The sequence below is a fragment of the Pantoea conspicua genome (assembly GCF_002095315.1).
Taxonomy (GTDB): Bacteria; Pseudomonadota; Gammaproteobacteria; order Enterobacterales; family Enterobacteriaceae; genus Pantoea; species Pantoea conspicua.
In genome coordinates this window covers 51,178-68,462 of sequence record NZ_MLFN01000016.1, presented here as the reverse complement: position 1 = coordinate 68,462, position 17,285 = coordinate 51,178, and the positions used below count along the sequence as shown (strand labels likewise).

Genomic DNA, 17,285 nt, shown 5'->3' with positions numbered 1-17,285 from the left:
CGCCCACTGACGCGCCAGCCCGATAGCCAGCCCGGAACCACCGGTGACCAGCCGCCGATCGCGCAGCGCCTCGCCCTGGGTAAGCAGATGTTGTTCATTCAGGGTATCGATCACCACATAGTTAATGCCCTGCTCCGCCAGCTGGCCCAGTGCCTGACGCACGGACTCCGCACCCTGATCGACCTGCGCGGCGCGAATCAACCCGGCTTTGCCTTTGGCCTGCGCCGTCATCAGACGCAGCAGATTGCTGTCGTGCATCGGCGTCACCGGATGATGACGCATACCGGAGTCAGACAGCAGCTGATCGCCGACAAACAGATGACCCTGATAGACCGTACGGCCATTTACCGGCAGTGCCGGACAGATCACCGTCTGGGTTTCGCCCAGCGCGGCCAGCAACGCATCAGTCACCGGGCCGATATTGCCCTGCACGGTGCTGTCGAAGGTGGAGCAGTATTTGAAGTAAAAGCGCTGGCAGCCCTGTTGCTGTAACCACGCCAGCGCCGCCAGCGACTGAGAAACAGCCTGTTCGGCCGGACAGGAGCGGCTCTTCAGGCTGATCACAATCGCCTGCGCCTCTGCTGCCTGCTCGCTGTCGGGGATGCCATTGAACTGAATCGTGCTCAGGCCGTTCTGAGCCAGAAAACTGGCAATGTCGGTGGCGCCGGTAAAATCGTCGGCTATCACTCCAAGACGCATCAGCTCTTCTCCTTACCCTGTGGCAGGGTAATGCCGCTGAAGATCTTAATCACCGCGCTGTCATCTTCCCGGCCATAACCGGCGTTGCTGGCTTCGGTAAACATATTGAGCGCGGTTGAAGCCAGCGGCAGCGGGAAGTGCAGCGATTTGGCGGTATCCGCCACCAGATTGAGATCTTTGACGAAGATATCGACCGCCGATTTCGGGCTGTAGTCACCGTCGACCACGTGGCGCATACGGTTTTCGAACATCCACGAGTTACCGGCGGCGTTGGTGACGACTTCATACATGGTTTCCAGCGGGATACCGGCGCGCGCGGCCAGCGCCATCGCTTCTGCACCGACCGCGATATGCACCCCGGCCAGCAGCTGATGAATAATTTTGACCGTGGAGCCGAGGCCAATCTCACTGCCTACCCGATAGACTTTCGCGGCGACAGCATCCAGCACCGGTTGCAGCTGCGTAAAGACCGCTTCACTGCCGGATGCCATCACCGTCATCTCCCCGCTGGCGGCTTTAGCGGCCCCACCTGAAACCGGCGCATCCAGCATCAGCAACTGCTGTTTTGCCAGCCGCTGTTCAATCTGCTGCGCATCCTGCGCCGAAAGCGTCGATGAAACCATCACCGCCGTGCCGGGCCGCAGTTTCGCCGCCAGGCCATCATCCCCGAACAGAATGGCGTTGACCTGTTGCGCATTCACCACCAGCAGCAGCACCGCGTCGAGCTGGTCAGCAAAGCGGGCGGCGGAGGGTTGCGCGTCACGCGCGCCCGCCTGTCGCAGAGTCTCCAGCGCGGCGGGATTGAGATCGACGCCCCAGGTGTTAAGACCGGCGCGGATACAGGATTGCGCGGCACCCATGCCCATAGAACCTAACCCGATAACACAGATATTTTCGACTGGCACTGTCAGCCTCCACTGTTAAATTAAGTGATTATTTGTTTGTTACTGTTAATCCTGCCAGCTTTATGCCGGTAAAAATGTGTCTCTTCTCACAAAAAAACATCTGTGCTGTGAGCAGGAACAATTATTAACACTCCTCACTCACGCAGACTCATCGGGCCTGACGGGCCAGGTTAACGAAAAGATGGCAATTGTGGGCTGTTAATTATTGTTCTTGTTAACAGGCTGATGCTTTACAATGTGAAAAAATGATAAATCTCAGGAAGGGAATATGATTCCGGTTGAACGTCATCAACAGATACTGGCGCTGGTCGCCGATCGGGGTGTAGTCAGCATTGCTGAACTCACCGAGCGGCTGAGCGTGTCACACATGACTATCCGTCGTGATGTGCAAAAGCTGGAGGAGCAAGGTGCGGTGCTGTCGGTATCGGGTGGCGTGCGGTCGGCGGATCGGCTGGCGGCCGAACCGTCACACCTGACCAAAAGCGGCCTGTATAATGATGAGAAGCGCGCCATTGGTCGTTATGCCGCCCAGCACATTCCGCGCAATAGCTGCATCTATCTGGATGCCGGTACCACCACGCTGGCGCTGGCACGGGAAGTGGTGGATCGGGATGATTTGCTGGTGGTGACCAACGATTTTATGGTGGCCAATCTGCTGATGGAAGCCAGCCACTGCCGGGTGATCCATACCGGCGGCACGGTATGCCGTGAAAACCGCTCCTGCGTCGGCGAGTCGGCGGCGCGCAGCCTGCGTCATCTGGCGATTGATATCGCCTTTATTTCCGCCTCCTGCTGGGGGCCACGCGGACTGTTTACCCCGGATGAAGATAAGGTAACGGTGAAGCAGACGGTCAGTGAGGTGAGCAGTAAACGGGTATTATTGAGCGACAGTTCGAAATACAACAAGATTGCGACCTTTCTGGCCTTGCCGCTGGAGACGTTTGATCTGGTGGTGACAGACAGTCAGTTGAGTGAGACGGGACGAGCAGCGTTAAGCGCGGGCAGTTGTGAACTGGTGCTGGCTGGCTGAGGCTCTCGCCGCCTTCCCGGATAACAGCGGAAGGCGGCGAGGTGTCGGGCGATTAAATCTCTTCGCTAAACTGCGGCACCGGATTACGGAAGCTGCGGGTCACAAACGCCAGATAGATAATCCCGATGGTAGCCCAGATCAGGCCCAGCACCATCGAACTCTCTTCCAGGTTTATCCACAGAGCACCGACCGTCAGCGCACCCAGCAGCGGCAGCAGCAGATACTGGAAGTGATCTTTCAGCGTGCGGTTACGCTTCTCACGGATCCAGAACTGGGCGATCACCGACAGGTTAACGAAGGTGAAGGCCACCAGCGCACCGAAGTTGATCAGCGCCGTCGCGGTCACCAGATCAAAGTTAATCGCCATCAGCGCAATCGCACCGACCAGCAGCACGTTGAGCGACGGAGTGCGCCACTTCGGATGGATGTAACCGAAGAAACGCTCCGGAAATACGCCATCACGACCCATCACATACATCAGACGCGATACGCCAGCATGCGCTGCCATACCGGATGCCAGTACCGTGACCACCGAGAAGATCAGGATGCCGACCTGCAGCGCTTTACCGGCAACAAACAGCATGATTTCAGGCTGTGAGGAATCCGGGTCCTGGAAACGGGTGATGTCCGGGAAGTAGAGCTGCAGGAAGTAGGAGGCGATGATAAAGATCACGCCGCCAATCAGCGCCGTCAGGAAAATCGCACGCGGAATGGTCCGTTCTGCATCTTTGGTCTCTTCCGACAGCGAGCTGATGCCATCAAAGCCCAGGAACGAGAAGCAGAGTATCGTCGCCCCGGTGATCATCGGCACAACGTGCGCATTCTCAGACCAGAACGGCTTGCTGCTCGCCAGCGTACCGGCACCGACGCCGTTCGCTACGCCGTAGATCACCATCGCCGTAATGCCGATCATGACAATCACCTGCAGCACCACGATCACGCTGTTGAAATTGGCGACGGTTTTGATGCCCTTGAGGTTGGAGAGCGTCATAAATCCGACCAGCAGCACCACGAAAATCCACGAAGGGATGCCGGGCACCAGCGATTCAAAATAGTTTTTCGCCAGCAGGATGTTGATCATCGGCATGAACAGATAGTCCAGCAGGGATGACCAGCCGACCATAAAGCCGACGTGCGGACTGATCGCCTTCTGAGCGTAGGTATAAGCGGAGCCCGCAGAGGGGAAGCGGCGTACCAGCTTACCGTAACTCACAGCGGTAAACAGAATCGCAATCAGCGCGAAAGCATAAGCGGTGGCGACGTGACCGTCGGTCAGCCCGGATACGATGCCAAAGGTATCGAACAGGGTCATAGGCTGCATGTAGGCTAAGCCCATCATGACGACCGGAAGTAACGTTAGCGTTTTTTTCAGCTGTGCACGCTGTGGTGCAGCGGAGGTATTAAGCGACATGCTTCAGTCCCCCATGCGCAACAACCTGGCTGGGTTGGGTCACAGGGCAACTGCGCATTAAGCGACAGGGAGTAAGGTTGGTGATCAACGCGGCGCCGTAGTCATCACGAAAGCGCGCACCAGCCTGAGCTGGCAGTGTGGAAAGCATCCCCATCTTTGTATCCTCAATCTCACGCTTACGCGTGTTTTCAGTGTTTATCTATCCGGGTGCGTGCCCGGCCTCGGTTAAGTCAGCGAAAAACCATCTGTTAAAACAGGATGCAAAAAAATAACCGGCGCGGTGAGCGTCGGTTATGGTCTGATTTTGCAGGCCGCGTATTCTGCCCCATTGCAGGGCAGAAATACAAGCCACCGGGGCACCGGATGCAAAAAAAGATTGTCAGGCGTTCTTCAGCATCCAGTCTATCTCCGTGGCGGTGATCAACCGTTCAAACTGCATCAGTTCATAATGCTTGCAGCTATACCAGACTCGGGCAAAACGTTCACCGAGCAACTTTTGCAGCGGATAGCTGTTGTCGAATTCATACAGCGCGTCGCTCTGCCGGATCGGCAACGCCAGTCCTTCGGCATGATGACCGTTGCCGGTCACCGGTTGCGGCAACGGTAGCGGGGTATCCAGCCCATGCAGCATCCCGGCCAGCATCGCCGACACCACCAGATAAGGGTTGGCATCCGCGCCCGCGACCCGGTATTCAATGCGGTGATTATCTATATCACCGCAAGGTACCCGCAGCGCCACGGTGCGATTATTATGGCCCCACGACGCCTGTAACGGCACATAAGCTTCCGGTACAAAGCGGCGATAGGCGTTCACGTTAGGGGCCAGCAGCGCCATTGAGGCGGGCATCAGATCGATCATTCCGGCCAGCGCCCGTTTCATCAGCGGCGAGTCGCTGCCGTCGTCACAGGCAAACGCGTTGTGATCGGCCGCATCCAGCATACTGATATGCACATGCATACCGCTGCCCGCATACTCCTCATACGGTTTCGCCATAAAGGTGGCGGTCATGCCGTGATTTTCCGCCACCTGACGAATCAGCCGTTTCAGCTGCACCGCGTGATCGCAGGCGCGCAGCACGTCACCGGTATGATGCAGGTTGATTTCGAACTGGCCTGGCGACGCTTCAGCCAGCGCGCCATCGGCGGGAATGCCCTGCTGACGCGCCAGATCGTCAATGTCGCGCAGGACATCGGCGAAGTGATCGAGGTTGTCGACCGAATAGACCTGGCTTTGCATGTTGCGTTCATCACTGCCCGGCGCGCACGGCGGCTGGATGAAGCCTTCGGCATCGCGCTTTTTGTCGACCAGATAGAACTCCAGCTCTACCGCTACCACCGGAAACAGACCTCGGTTACGCAGCTGTTGCCACAGCCGGTTAAGGACATTTCGGGGTTCAACGTCAAAGGGAGTGCCATCTTGGTTGCACATGGTGAGCAGCAGTTGTGCAATGTGCTGAGGATCGGAAGCGGAGGGAACTAAGGTGCCCAACACGGGCAGACAGAGGTTGTCAGGTTCGCCGAGGGACTGTCCGAGCCCGGCTTCTTCCACCGTGTTGCCGAGGATATCCATGGCGAACACCGAGGCGGGGAAATAACACCCCTTTTCCAGCTTTGGCAGCGCTGAGACTGGAATGCGCTTACCGCGAAAAACACCGTTTAAATCATTTAACAGGATGTCGACATACTGCGTTTCAGGATGGCGCTCCAGCCAGGCTTTCACCTCAAGCTGAAACGCGCTGGTTCGTTTCTCTTCACTGTGAAGCGTGAAGTCTTCCACTTCTACCAGGTTAGTCATGATCTCACCCGCCCCTATTCGGTTTGCGCAATGCTCAAAATAACAGCCACTCCTCTAACATAGCGCCAACATAAAAAGTGTGCAAATGTAACAATTCTGTTTGAAGAATAAACAGCAGATTGCTAGATTGACAAAATATTGCACACTTAACCGCCAGACGTGCCCTTTCGGTAGATATTTCGAACAGCGATGCGAGGACGTGAGATGGGCATTATTTTTGACAAGCCTTTGATTGGCGTAGTGATGTGTCAGAGCCATATCGGTGGCCATCCGACGCAGACCGTTCACAACAAATATCTCGATGCGGTGATCCTCGCGGGCGGTGTGCCGCTTGCCCTGCCCCACAGTCTGCTCAATGCGCCTCATCTATCAGAAAACGCTATGACGGTGCTGGATGGCCTGCTGCTGACCGGCAGTCCGAGCAATATCGAACCCTGGCATTACGGTGAAGCTGGTGACGAGCCGCACGCCGATCCGGGCCGCGATCGTCTTGCCTTTCAGCTGATTACTTACGCCACCAGCCGAAAAATGCCGATGTTCGGTATCTGCCGCGGGATGCAGGAACTGGTGGTGGCAAATGGTGGCGCGCTGTGGCGCGACCTCAGTCAGCCGCCGCAATTTCAGCGTCATCATGAAGATGAGACGCAGCCGCTGGATCAACAGTATGCCCCGACGCATCCGGTGATAATTGAAGCGGATGGCCTGCTTGCGACACTGCTCGACCGCACCCAGCCACTGCAGGTTAACTCTCTGCATCATCAGGGCATCCGGGAACCCGGCCCGCAGTTACGAATTGAGGCACGCGCACCGGATGGACTGATTGAAGCGGTCAGCCTGCGACATCATCCTTTCGCGCTGGCGGTGCAGTGGCATCCGGAATGGCAGGCGGATCGCGCTACCGGATCGCGCCAGCTTTTTGACGGTTTTATCCAGGCTGCGCTGCGTTTTCACAAGGAAAAAGATCATGAATGACGTCACGCTGGCCCCCGGACGCCGGCTGTCTGAGATCCGTCAGGCGCTGGGTTTGTCACAGCGTCGCGTTGCCGAACTGGCGGGCCTGACCCACAGCGCCATCAGCACCATTGAGCAGGATAAGGTCAGCCCGGCGGTCAGCACCTTACAGAAGCTATTAAAAGTGTACGGGCTTTCTCTGTCGGAGTTTTTCTCCGAACCGAAAGCCGATGCCACGCCAAAAACGATTGTCCGTTCCGAGGATTTACTGGAAATCGGCAGCCAGGGCGTCTCGCTGAAGCTGGTTGAAAACGGCAATCCGCAGCGCTCACTGGGGATGCTGCTGGAAACCTATCAACCCGGTGCCAGCACCGGCGAAAAACTACGTCATCCTGGTGAAGAGACCGGCACGCTGCTGGAGGGTGAGATTACCCTGGTGATTAGTGGCCAGAGTTTTCACCTGTACGCCGGTGAAAGTTACGTGATTGATACCGGTCTGCCGCACAGTTTTACCAATACGTCTGACGTACCCTGCCGCATTGTCAGTGCCCATACGCCTGCCAATTTCTGAGCGCATCAAGGAGGTAATGATGAATTACGTGGAGAGTTATTACGCGGCGACCGCCAATCCGCATGAACCCTGGCCGATATTGCAGGAGAGCATTCAGTGTGATGTCTGTATCATTGGCGGCGGTTTTACCGGCCTGTCAGCGGCGCTGCATCTGACTGAAGCGGGTTACGAGGTGGTATTACTGGAAGCGGCGCGTATTGGCTTTGGTGCCAGCGGACGCAACGGCGGTCAGGTGGTCAACTCCTACAGCCGCGATGTGGACGTGATCGAACAGCGTTACGGTAAAGAGAGCGCACGCATGCTGGGCAGCATGATGTTTGAGGGTGCAGCGATCATCCGCGATCGTATTGATCGTTACGCCATCGCCTGCGACTATCGGCCTGGCGGTATTTTTGCCGCACTGAATGCTCGCCAGATGGCGCACCTGCGTAAACAGAAAGCGTTATGGCAACAGTATGGCAATCATGATCTGGAGTGGCTGGATGAGCGCGGCATTCGCCGTGAGGTGGCGACCGATCGCTACGTCGGCGGGCTACTGGATCGCCGTGGCGGCCATCTGCATCCGCTCAATCTGGCACTCGGCGAAGCGGAAGCGATCCGGCGACACGGCGGACGCATCTATGAACAGTCCGCCGCGCTGAAGGTGGCCTATGGTTCACCGAATCGGGTGAAAACCGCGCACGGCGAGGTGAACGCAAAGTTCGTGGTTTTCGCCGGTAACGCCTACCTGGCCAGTGAGGTTGAACCCCGTCTGAGCGGTAAAAGTATGCCGTGCGGCTCACAGATTGTCGCTACCGAGCCGCTGTCCCCCGATCAGGCGCTGTCGCTGTTGCCGAATAATTATTGCGTGGAAGATTGTAATTATCTGCTCGACTATTTCCGTCTGACCGCCGATAACCGGCTGCTGTATGGCGGTGGCGTGGTGTATGGCGCACGCGAACCGGGCGATATTGAGGCGCTGATCCGGCCAAAGCTGCGCCGCACGTTTCCTCAGTTGCAGAACGTAAAGCTGGATTTTAGCTGGAGCGGTAACTTTCTGTTAACGCTGTCACGTATGCCGCAGTTTGGCCGGCTGGAGAATAATGTCTACTTCATGCAGGGCGACAGCGGTCACGGCGTCACCAGCACCCATCTCTCCGGCAAGCTGATCAGTGAAGTGTTGCGCGGTGATGCTGAGCGCTTTGACGCCTTCGCCCGACTCCCTCACCTGCCGTTTCCCGGCGGACGACGCTTTAAGGTACCGCTGACGGCGATGGGCGCGGTGTGGTACGCGATTCGCGATCGGTTAGGAGTGTGATGAGGCAGCAGCGACACCTGCCCGACAAGCTCCGCTGAAGTGTACTGTCGGGGCAGGCTCTGGCAGTTATTGTATGTTTTAGTATGTTGTAACTATGAATGACAGGCTTTTGTCAGACCTGATTGCTGTTCCGGTGGCGCGCCACGCCCGGAACAGCAGCGCCCGTTTTACTCCAGCGGCATCTTCACCGGATCGTCGTAGCGATATTCAAAGCCCAGTTCGGCGCAGATGCGTGAGCCGTCAATCAGTTTGCCACTCTCGTTGCCGGTTTCCGGCGCGAAGTGTGGCGGCTGCAGCCCCAGCTGACGCGAGACCGCCGGATAAAAGGTATCACGCGACGGATGTTTTGCAGCGCACAGGTTATAAACCCGTCCCCCTTTTGGCGTCTGCAGCAGCAGCGTAATCGCCTCTACCACGTCATCCAGATGTACCAGGTTAACGCCCTGTGAGCCGTTCGCGACATCCTGCTTACCGGCCAGAAACCGGCCCGGGTGGCGTTTCGGCCCCACCAGCCCGGCGAGACGAACAATGTCGACGCTGGTGCCCGGCAGATCGTGCAGCCAGTTCTCCAGTTTCACCAGCGTTTTGCCGGCGACGGTCTCGGGTAGTAGCGGGCTGGTTTCGCGTTTGATACCAGATTCGCTGCCATACACCGAGGTCGAGCTGGTAAAGATGATGCGCGGCACGTTATAGACCAGCGCGCTATCCACCACGTTCTGTACCGCCTGCAGATAGGCTTCGCCCCCTTCTGCGGTGCGGCTGGCCGGTAACGTGACCACCAGCGCATCCACATTGAACAGCGGCTCGACGTCGGCGGCATCACACTCCAGCTCCGGCGTCAGCGCCAGTTGAAAGGCTTCGATGCCGCAGCGGCGCGCCGCGTCCACCCCATCCGGCGTGGTTTTGCTGCCGGTGACCTGCCAGCCTCGTGCGGTTAACGCCGTAGCCAGCGGCATACCTAACCAACCCAGCCCCACAATTGCGACCTTCTTCATTTTGACTCCTGGCGTGAAACATCAACCCTGACTTCAACGTAGTTTGCCCCCGGAATGCAAACCAGAACAACCTGTTTCAGTGCTTTCCGAACCGCCTGGTTAAAAAAGGGTTGCCAATCGCGGTCATCTTCGCTAGGTTAAACCTCACAAATGAATACTCATTCATCGACGGAATTACTATGACACGCGTTCAGTTCAACCATCACCACCACCATCATCCTGACTAGTCTTTCAGGCGATTGGTGCTGGAAGACTTTCAAGATCTTCCAGTGGTGCGAACGCAAGAGAACCCCCGGAAGATCGTCTTCCGGGGGTTTTTTTATGGGCTGACGCAAATCCAGCAATCAGGACAGGAATAGTAGCCTATCCCATCAGGCTATTTTATTTGCCACTCTGGCCCTGGGCAGTGCTCACAATCCTCACGTACTGCGTGTACGTTCCGGTTGTTGCGCACTGTCCGTGACCAGACTGACTGCAACAATATACGCCTACTGGAATAGGCTTAAAGAGGACAGGAACCATGTTAGATAACACCCGTTTACGCATAGCTATGCAGAAATCTGGCCGTTTAAGTGATGATTCACGCGAACTGCTGGCGCGCTGCGGCGTTAAAATCAACCTTCAGCAACAGCGCCTGATTGCGTTTGCGGAGAACATGCCGATCGACATCCTGCGAGTGCGTGATGACGATATTCCTGGCCTGGTGATGGATGGTGTGGTCGATCTGGGGATCATTGGCGAGAACGTGCTGGAAGAAGAACTTCTGTCACGTCGTGCTCAGGGCGAAGACCCGCGTTACTTCACCCTGCGTCGTCTCGATTTCGGCGGTTGCCGCCTGTCGCTGGCGATGGCGGTTGATGATGAATATACCGGCCCGCAATGCCTCGATAATGCCCGCATCGCCACCTCTTACCCGCACCTGTTAAAGCAGTATCTCGATAAAAAAGGCGTCAGTTTCAAAACCTGTATGCTGAATGGTTCCGTTGAAGTCGCCACCCGCGCCGGTCTGGCGGATGCGATCTGCGATCTGGTCTCGACCGGTGCCACGCTGGAAGCCAATGGTCTGCGCGAAGTCGAAGTGATTTACCGCTCGAAAGCGGTGCTGATTCAGCGCGACGGCGAAATGCCAGCCGCCAAACAGGAACTGATCGACAAGATGATGACCCGTATTCAGGGCGTGATTAAAGCGCGTGAATCGAAGTACATCATGCTGCACGCGCCAAGCGAGCGGCTGGAAGAGGTGATCAGCCTGCTGCCCGGTGCCGAGCGCCCGACAGTGCTGCCACTGGCCGGTGATGTCAGCCGTGTAGCGATGCACATGGTGAGCAGCGAAACCCTGTTCTGGGAAACGATGGAAAAACTGAAAGCGCTGGGTGCCAGTTCGATTCTGGTGCTGCCGATTGAGAAGATGATGGAGTAAGCCATGGCCTTTTCTACCCCGATTGACTGGCAGCAATGCAGCGCAGAACAGCAGCAGGCGCTGTTGTTACGTCCGGCTATTGCCGCCTCAGAGAATGTGACCCAGACGGTACGTGAAGTGCTGGAGCAGGTGAAGGCCCGTGGCGACGAGGCGTTAAGCGACTTCAGCGCCCGCTTCGATAAGGCGCAGGTTGAGAATCTGCGCGTGACGCCGCAGCAAATCAGCGACGCCAGTGACCGGCTCAGCGATACGCTGAAACAGGCGATGGCGGTGGCGGTGGCCAACATCGAAACCTTCCACAATGCGCAGATCCTGCCGCCGGTGGATGTTGAAACCCAGCCCGGCGTACGCTGCCAGCAGATCACCCGCCCGGTGAAATCGGTCGGACTCTATATCCCTGGCGGTTCTGCGCCGCTGTTCTCTACCGTGCTGATGCTGGCAACACCAGCCCGCATCGCCGGTTGTGGTCGCGTGGTGCTCTGCTCACCACCGCCGATTGCTGATGAGATTCTTTATGCTGCTCAGCTGTGTGGCGTCGAAGAGGTGTTTCAGGTTGGCGGTGCGCAGGCGATTGCCGCCCTCGCCTTCGGCACTGAAACGGTTCCGCGGGTAGATAAAATTTTTGGTCCGGGCAACGCTGGGTAACCGAAGCGAAACGTCAGGTGAGTCAGCGACTGGATGGGGCGGCGATTGATATGCCTGCCGGTCCGTCAGAAGTGCTGGTGATTGCCGATGAGGGCGCGACACCCGCTTTCGTGGCGTCGGATCTGTTGTCGCAGGCCGAGCACGGCCCCGATTCACAGGTGATTTTGCTGACGCCATCACGCACGCTGGCCGACGCGGTAGCTGAGGCGGTTGAGCAGCAGCTGGCGCAGTTGTCGCGAGCCGCCACTGCCCGTCAGGCGCTGGAGAGCAGCCGTCTGATTGTGGCGCGCGATCTGCAGCAGTGTGTGGAGATTTCAAATCAGTATGGCCCGGAGCACCTGATCCTGCAGACCCGTCAGCCGCGCCAACTGGTGGAATCAATTACCAGTGCCGGTTCAGTATTCCTCGGCGACTGGTCGCCGGAATCCGCGGGCGACTATGCCTCCGGTACCAATCACGTGCTGCCGACCTATGGTTATACCTCGACCTGTTCCAGCCTGGGTCTGGCTGATTTCCAGAAGCGTATGACGGTACAGGAGCTGACGCCGCAGGGCTTCCTCAACCTGGCCGCGACGATTGAAACGCTGGCGGCCGCCGAGCAGCTGGATGCCCACAAAAATGCCGTCACTCTGCGCGTTGCCGCACTGAAGGAGCAAGCATGAGCCAGAATATTGAACAACTGGCGCGCGCCAACGTTCGCGCCCTGACGCCTTACCAGTCGGCGCGCCGGCTGGGTGGCAACGGTGATGTCTGGCTCAATGCCAACGAATTCCCGCTGCCGGTGCCGTTTGAGCTGTCACAGCAGACGCTGAACCGTTACCCGGAATGCCAGCCCAAAATAGTGATTGAGCGTTACGCCGCCTATGCCGGACTGCAACCGGAACAGGTGCTGGTCAGCCGCGGTGCCGACGAGGCGATTGAACTGATCATGCGGGCATTTTGTGAGCCGGGCCAGGATGCGATTCTGTTTTGCCCGCCAACGTACGGCATGTACAGCGTCAGTGCGGAAACCATCGGCATTGAGTACCGTACGGTGCCTGCGCTGGCCGACTGGCAGCTTAATCTGCCCGCCATCGCTGATCAGCTGGAGGGCGTGAAGGTGGTTTACCTCTGCAGCCCGAACAATCCGACCGGTAACCTGATCAATCAGGATGATATCCGTGAGTTGCTGGCGATGACCGCTGGCAAAGCGCTGGTGGTGGCGGATGAAGCCTATATTGAATTCTGTCCGCAGGCGACCCTGACCAGCTGGCTGAAGGATTATCCAAACCTGGTGATCCTGCGCACCCTGTCGAAAGCCTTTGCGCTGGCTGGTCTGCGCTGTGGTTTTGCGCTGGCTAACAAACCGGTAATCGATCTGCTGATGAAGGTGATCGCCCCCTATCCGCTGGCCACCCCGGTGGCAGATGTTGCCGGTCAGGCGCTGAGCGAACAAGGTATCGCCCTGATGCGCGAACACGTGGCGCAGCTTAATGAAAATCGCAGCTGGCTGCTGGCGGAGCTGGCGCAAATCGCCTGCGTTGAGCAGGTTTTCACCAGCGAGACTAACTATGTGCTGGCGCGCTTTACCGATTCTCCAAAAGTCTTCAAAACCTTATGGGATCAGGGCATTATCCTGCGTGATCAGAACAAAAATCCGGGCCTGTCGGGATGCCTGCGCATCTCCATCGGCACGCATGAAGAGTGCGGACGTGTAATCGCCGCGCTGCAAGCCTTATCTGTGGAGCAAGCATGAGCCAGAAGACCCTGTTTATTGACCGCGACGGCACCCTTATCTCTGAGCCGCCTGAAGATTATCAGGTGGATCGGATGGACAAACTGGCGTTTGAGCCTGACGTCATTCCGGCACTGCTGGCGCTGCAGGCCGCGGGTTACCGCCTGGTGATGATCACCAATCAGGATGGGCTCGGCACCCAGAGCTTCCCGCAGGCAGACTTTGACGGCCCCCATAACCTGATGATGCAGGTGCTGACCTCACAGGGCATCGCGTTTGACGACGTGCTGATCTGTCCGCACCTGCCGGCTGACCACTGTGACTGCCGTAAGCCGAAAACCAAAATGGTCGAAGCCTGGCTGGCCGAAGGCGCGCTGGATATCGCCAACAGTTACGTGATTGGCGATCGCCTGACTGACGTGCAGCTGGCGGAGAACATGGGTATTCAGCCGATCCGTTATGGCGCGGACGGCGAGAACTGGCAGACCATTCAGCAGCGTCTGACCCAGCGCGACCGCTATGCGCTGGTGCAGCGTAATACCAAAGAGACCCAGGTGCGGGTCGAGCTGTGGCTGGACCGCGAAGGCGGCAGCAAAATTAACACCGGCGTCGGGTTCTTTGACCACATGCTGGACCAGATTGCGGTGCACGGCGGTTTTCGCATGCATATCGAAGTGAAAGGCGATCTCTACATCGACGATCACCACACGGTAGAAGATACCGGCCTGGCGCTGGGTGAAGCATTACTCAAAGCGCTGGGCGATAAGCGTGGCATTGGCCGTTTTGGCTTTGTGCTGCCGATGGATGAGTGTCTGGCACGCTGTGCGCTGGATATTTCCGGCCGCCCGCACATCGAATTTAAAGCGGAATTCAACTATCAGCGCGTCGGTGACCTGAGTACCGAGATGGTTGAGCACTTCTTCAGTTCGCTCTCCTACGCCATGATGAGCACCCTGCATCTTAAAACCAAAGGTAAGAACGATCATCACCGCGTCGAAAGCCTGTTTAAAGCCTTTGGCCGCACGCTGCGCCAGGCGATCCGCGTTGAAGGTAATACGCTGCCGAGCTCGAAAGGAGTGCTGTGATGAACGTGGTGATCATGGATACCGGCTGCGCCAACCTCTCGTCGGTGAAATGGGCGATTGAACGTCTGGGTTACACCCCGGAAGTCAGCCGCGATCCCGATGTGGTGCTGCGCGCCGACAAACTGTTTCTGCCGGGCGTAGGCACGGCGCAGGCGGCAATGAACCAGCTGGAGGAGCGTGACCTGATCGATCTGGTCAAAGCCTGTACCCAGCCGGTACTGGGCATCTGTCTCGGGATGCAACTGCTGGGACGCGGCAGTGATGAAAATGGCGGCGTGCCGACGCTGGGTATCATCGATCAGCCGGTCTCGCTGATGGACACGCACGGCCTGCCGTTGCCGCACATGGGCTGGAACCAGATTACCGCGCAGGCGGGCAATCACCTGTTCCGCGGGATTGATGAAGGCTGCTACTTCTACTTTGTCCACAGCTACGCCATGCCGGTTAATGCCAGCACCATCGCCCAGTGTCACTACGGTGAAGCCTTCACCGCGGCGGTGCAGAAAGATAATTTCTTTGGCGTCCAGTTCCACCCGGAACGCTCGGGCAAAGCGGGCGCGCAGTTGCTGAAAAACTTCCTGGAGATGTAATGATTATCCCCGCGTTAGATTTAATCGACGGCAAAGTGGTCCGTCTGCATCAGGGCGATTATGGCCAGCAGCGCGATTACGGCAGCGCGCCGCTGCCGCGCCTGCAGCAATATGCGCAGGAAGGTGCCACGGTGCTGCATCTGGTGGACTTAACCGGTGCGAAAGATCCGGCGAAGCGGCAGATTGCGCTGCTGAAAACCCTGCTCGACGGCGTCGACGTGATTGTGCAGGTTGGCGGCGGTATTCGTCATCGTGATGATGTGAAAGCGCTATTGGACGCCGGTGCCAGCCGGGTGGTGGTGGGCTCAACCGCGGTAAAGCAGCCTGACGAGGTGAAGCGTTGGTTTGCCGAGTTTGGCGCAGAGGCGATTGTGCTGGCGCTGGACGTGCGCATTGATGCTAATAACCGCAAAGAAGTGGCGATCAGCGGCTGGCAGGAAGCGGCAGGCGTCACACTGGAACAGGTGATTGCCGATTTTCAGCCGGCGGGCCTGAAGCATGTGCTGTGCACCGATATTTCACGTGACGGGACCCTGACCGGCTCCAACGTTGCGCTTTACCAGGAAGTGACCGCTCGCTTCCCGGAGATTGCCTTCCAGTCTTCGGGCGGCATTGGTGAACTTAAAGATATTGCGGCCCTGCGCGGCAGTGGCGTCCAGGGCGTGATTGTCGGACGTGCGCTGCTGGAAGGTAAATTCACAGTTTCGGAGGCTATCTCATGCTGGCAAAACGGATAATTCCCTGTCTTGATGTACGTGATGGCCAGGTGGTGAAAGGCGTGCAGTTTCGCAATCACGAGATCATTGGCGATATCGTTCCGCTGGCACAGCGCTATGCTGCAGAAGGCGCCGATGAGCTGGTATTTTATGACATTACCGCGTCGTCTGATGGCCGGGTCGTTGATAAGAGCTGGGTGTCGCGGGTCGCGGAAGTGATCGATATTCCGTTCTGCGTGGCAGGCGGCATTAAAACGCCGGAAGACGCGGCGCGCATTCTGGAATTTGGTGCGGACAAGATCTCGGTTAACTCACCGGCACTGGCCGATCCCTCGCTGATTACCCGGCTGGCTGATCGTTTTGGCGTACAGTGCATTGTGGTCGGTATTGATACCTGGTTCGATGAAGCCAGCGGCAAGTATCAGGTTAATCAGTACACCGGCGATGAAGCCCGTACCCGGGTGACACAGTGGGAAACGCTGGAGTGGGTGCAGGAAGTACAGAAACTGGGTGCCGGTGAAATCGTACTCAACATGATGAATCAGGATGGCGTGCGTAATGGCTACGACCTGGTACAGCTGAAGAAAGTGCGTGAAGTCTGCCACGTACCGCTGATCGCCTCTGGCGGTGCCGGAACCATGCCCCATTTTCTGGAGGCGTTTACTGACGCTAACGTCGATGGTGCGCTGGCAGCCTCGGTATTCCATAAGCAGATTATCAATATTGGTGAGCTGAAAAGCTTCCTGATCGACAACGGAGTGGAGATTCGCGCGTGCTAACCGAACAACAACTGACCCAGCTTGACTGGGACAAAACCCAGGGCATGATACCGGTGATTGTACAGCATAACGTCTCAGGCGAAGTGCTGATGCACGGTTATATGAATCAGCCGGCGCTGGAGAAAACCCTTGCCGAAGGCAACGTCACCTTTTTCTCCCGCACCAAAAACCGGTTGTGGACTAAAGGCGAGACCTCCGGCAACTTTCTGCAGGTGGTCAGCATCACGCCTGACTGCGATAACGATACGCTGCTGGTGCTGGCGAACCCGATCGGTCCGACCTGCCATCTCGGCACCTCCAGCTGTTTCTCACCGGCAGCATCGGAGTGGACCTTTCTTTATCAGCTGGAGCAGTTGCTGGCGTCGCGTAAAAGCGCCGATCCGGAAAGCTCCTACACCGCCCGGCTCTATGCCAGCGGCACCAAGCGCATTGCGCAGAAAGTGGGTGAAGAAGGCGTTGAGACCGCACTGGCCGCCACAGTTAACGATCGTCATGAGCTGACCAATGAAGCCTCTGACCTGATCTATCACCTGATGGTGCTGTTGCAGGATCAGGACCTCGACTTCAGCGCGGTGATCAACAACCTGCGCGCCCGCCATCAGTAAAATGTGCAATAAGCTGCTCAAAATCAGAGTGAGTCGACGATTTTGAGCAGCATCCTTCTCAAAAAGGACCCTTAGCG

General features: G+C 57.5%; 17 protein-coding genes, 1 pseudogene and 1 other annotated feature. Of the genes and pseudogenes, 13 read left to right on the top strand and 5 right to left on the bottom strand.

Translation table 11 applies throughout. The annotated features are described in order from the left end of the window. A partial coding sequence (gene otnK, locus HA41_RS08275; protein WP_143807294.1) for a 3-oxo-tetronate kinase occupies positions 1-699 on the bottom strand: 699 nt, incomplete at its 3' end. Then, positions 699-1,604 carry an L-threonate dehydrogenase gene (gene ltnD, locus HA41_RS08270; protein ID WP_094120368.1) on the bottom strand — a complete coding sequence of 302 codons (906 nt, stop codon included), beginning with the start codon at positions 1,602-1,604 and terminating at the stop codon, positions 699-701. The genes otnK and ltnD, both read right to left, overlap by 1 nt. 268 nt (positions 1,605-1,872) lie before the next feature. On the opposite strand from ltnD, the gene ygbI reads away from it, so the two are divergent. Continuing rightward, on the top strand, positions 1,873-2,634 hold the full coding sequence (gene ygbI, locus HA41_RS08265; protein WP_094120367.1) for a DNA-binding transcriptional repressor YgbI: 762 nt from the start codon (positions 1,873-1,875) through the stop codon (positions 2,632-2,634). Positions 2,635-2,686: 52 nt separating this feature from the next. Here the strand turns inward: ygbI and HA41_RS08260 are convergent, their stop codons facing one another. Then, positions 2,687-4,045, bottom strand: coding sequence for an APC family permease (locus HA41_RS08260; RefSeq protein WP_094120366.1), 1,359 nt, complete (start codon positions 4,043-4,045; stop codon positions 2,687-2,689). Positions 4,046-4,424: 379 nt separating this feature from the next. Further along, positions 4,425-5,840: a glutamine synthetase family protein gene (locus HA41_RS08255; protein ID WP_094120365.1), complete on the bottom strand. Its 1,416-nt coding sequence runs from the start codon at positions 5,838-5,840 to the stop codon at positions 4,425-4,427. 204 nt (positions 5,841-6,044) lie between these two features. Here HA41_RS08255 and puuD point away from each other — a divergent pair, with 204 nt between their 5' ends. The 3 genes from puuD to HA41_RS08240 are packed head-to-tail and all read left to right on the top strand — an operon-like array spanning position 6,045 to position 8,659. Next, positions 6,045-6,812, top strand: a complete 768-nt coding sequence (puuD, locus tag HA41_RS08250; RefSeq protein ID WP_094120364.1) for a gamma-glutamyl-gamma-aminobutyrate hydrolase — start codon at positions 6,045-6,047, stop codon at positions 6,810-6,812. After that, positions 6,805-7,362, top strand: coding sequence for an HTH-type transcriptional regulator PuuR (gene puuR, locus HA41_RS08245; RefSeq protein ID WP_094120363.1), 558 nt, complete (start codon positions 6,805-6,807; stop codon positions 7,360-7,362). The genes puuD and puuR overlap by 8 nt, the downstream gene beginning before the upstream one ends. 19 nt (positions 7,363-7,381) lie before the next feature. After that, positions 7,382-8,659, top strand: a complete 1,278-nt coding sequence (locus HA41_RS08240) for an NAD(P)/FAD-dependent oxidoreductase (protein WP_094120362.1) — start codon at positions 7,382-7,384, stop codon at positions 8,657-8,659. Between the two features lie 167 nt (positions 8,660-8,826). Here the strand turns inward: HA41_RS08240 and HA41_RS08235 are convergent, their stop codons facing one another. Further along, on the bottom strand, positions 8,827-9,654 hold the full coding sequence (locus HA41_RS08235) for an SDR family oxidoreductase (RefSeq protein ID WP_094120361.1): 828 nt from the start codon (positions 9,652-9,654) through the stop codon (positions 8,827-8,829). A gap of 179 nt (positions 9,655-9,833) precedes the next feature. On the opposite strand from HA41_RS08235, the gene hisL reads away from it, so the two are divergent. From hisL to hisIE, 9 genes and pseudogenes are all read left to right on the top strand, one after another. After that, positions 9,834-9,881, top strand: coding sequence for a his operon leader peptide (hisL, locus tag HA41_RS20685; protein WP_100396937.1), 48 nt, complete (start codon positions 9,834-9,836; stop codon positions 9,879-9,881). Further along, positions 9,857-9,977 (top strand) — a sequence feature (His leader region). It overlaps the preceding gene by 25 nt. A gap of 197 nt (positions 9,978-10,174) precedes the next feature. Next, positions 10,175-11,074, top strand: coding sequence for an ATP phosphoribosyltransferase (hisG, locus tag HA41_RS08230; RefSeq protein WP_031375359.1), 900 nt, complete (start codon positions 10,175-10,177; stop codon positions 11,072-11,074). Between the two features lie 3 nt (positions 11,075-11,077). Beyond that, positions 11,078-12,381: pseudogene (gene hisD / locus HA41_RS08225) on the top strand (histidinol dehydrogenase). Continuing rightward, positions 12,378-13,454, top strand: coding sequence for a histidinol-phosphate transaminase (gene hisC, locus HA41_RS08220; protein WP_094120360.1), 1,077 nt, complete (start codon positions 12,378-12,380; stop codon positions 13,452-13,454). Before hisD ends, hisC begins: the two are co-directional and overlap by 4 nt. After that, positions 13,451-14,518 (top strand): bifunctional histidinol-phosphatase/imidazoleglycerol-phosphate dehydratase HisB, encoded by a 1,068-nt coding sequence (gene hisB, locus HA41_RS08215; RefSeq protein ID WP_094120359.1) that lies wholly within the window; start codon positions 13,451-13,453, stop codon positions 14,516-14,518. The genes hisC and hisB overlap by 4 nt, the downstream gene beginning before the upstream one ends. Further along, positions 14,518-15,108 (top strand): imidazole glycerol phosphate synthase subunit HisH, encoded by a 591-nt coding sequence (gene hisH / locus HA41_RS08210; protein ID WP_031375355.1) that lies wholly within the window; start codon positions 14,518-14,520, stop codon positions 15,106-15,108. Before hisB ends, hisH begins: the two co-directional genes overlap by 1 nt. Beyond that, a complete protein-coding gene (gene hisA / locus HA41_RS08205) occupies positions 15,108-15,845 on the top strand; it encodes a 1-(5-phosphoribosyl)-5-[(5-phosphoribosylamino)methylideneamino]imidazole-4-carboxamide isomerase (protein WP_094120358.1) in 738 nt (245 codons plus the stop codon). Before hisH ends, hisA begins: the two co-directional genes overlap by 1 nt. Then, complete coding sequence (gene hisF / locus HA41_RS08200; protein WP_094120357.1) at positions 15,827-16,603, top strand: imidazole glycerol phosphate synthase subunit HisF; 777 nt, start codon at positions 15,827-15,829, stop codon at positions 16,601-16,603. Before hisA ends, hisF begins: the two co-directional genes overlap by 19 nt. Beyond that, positions 16,597-17,208 (top strand): bifunctional phosphoribosyl-AMP cyclohydrolase/phosphoribosyl-ATP diphosphatase HisIE, encoded by a 612-nt coding sequence (gene hisIE / locus HA41_RS08195; protein WP_094120356.1) that lies wholly within the window; start codon positions 16,597-16,599, stop codon positions 17,206-17,208. Before hisF ends, hisIE begins: the two co-directional genes overlap by 7 nt. Positions 17,209-17,285: the final 77 nt, after the last annotated feature.

Coding starts and splice junctions, on each gene's coding strand:
- ygbI (WP_094120367.1), top strand. CDS start 1,873: ATGATTCCGGTTGAACGTCATCAACAGATACTGGCGCTGGTCGCCGAT.
- HA41_RS08260 (WP_094120366.1), bottom strand. CDS start 4,045: ATGTCGCTTAATACCTCCGCTGCACCACAGCGTGCACAGCTGAAAAAA.
- HA41_RS08255 (WP_094120365.1), bottom strand. CDS start 5,840: ATGACTAACCTGGTAGAAGTGGAAGACTTCACGCTTCACAGTGAAGAG.
- puuD (WP_094120364.1), top strand. CDS start 6,045: ATGGGCATTATTTTTGACAAGCCTTTGATTGGCGTAGTGATGTGTCAG.
- puuR (WP_094120363.1), top strand. CDS start 6,805: ATGAATGACGTCACGCTGGCCCCCGGACGCCGGCTGTCTGAGATCCGT.
- HA41_RS08240 (WP_094120362.1), top strand. CDS start 7,382: ATGAATTACGTGGAGAGTTATTACGCGGCGACCGCCAATCCGCATGAA.
- HA41_RS08235 (WP_094120361.1), bottom strand. CDS start 9,654: ATGAAGAAGGTCGCAATTGTGGGGCTGGGTTGGTTAGGTATGCCGCTG.
- hisG (WP_031375359.1), top strand. CDS start 10,175: ATGTTAGATAACACCCGTTTACGCATAGCTATGCAGAAATCTGGCCGT.
- hisC (WP_094120360.1), top strand. CDS start 12,378: ATGAGCCAGAATATTGAACAACTGGCGCGCGCCAACGTTCGCGCCCTG.
- hisB (WP_094120359.1), top strand. CDS start 13,451: ATGAGCCAGAAGACCCTGTTTATTGACCGCGACGGCACCCTTATCTCT.
- hisH (WP_031375355.1), top strand. CDS start 14,518: ATGAACGTGGTGATCATGGATACCGGCTGCGCCAACCTCTCGTCGGTG.
- hisA (WP_094120358.1), top strand. CDS start 15,108: ATGATTATCCCCGCGTTAGATTTAATCGACGGCAAAGTGGTCCGTCTG.
- hisF (WP_094120357.1), top strand. CDS start 15,827: ATGCTGGCAAAACGGATAATTCCCTGTCTTGATGTACGTGATGGCCAG.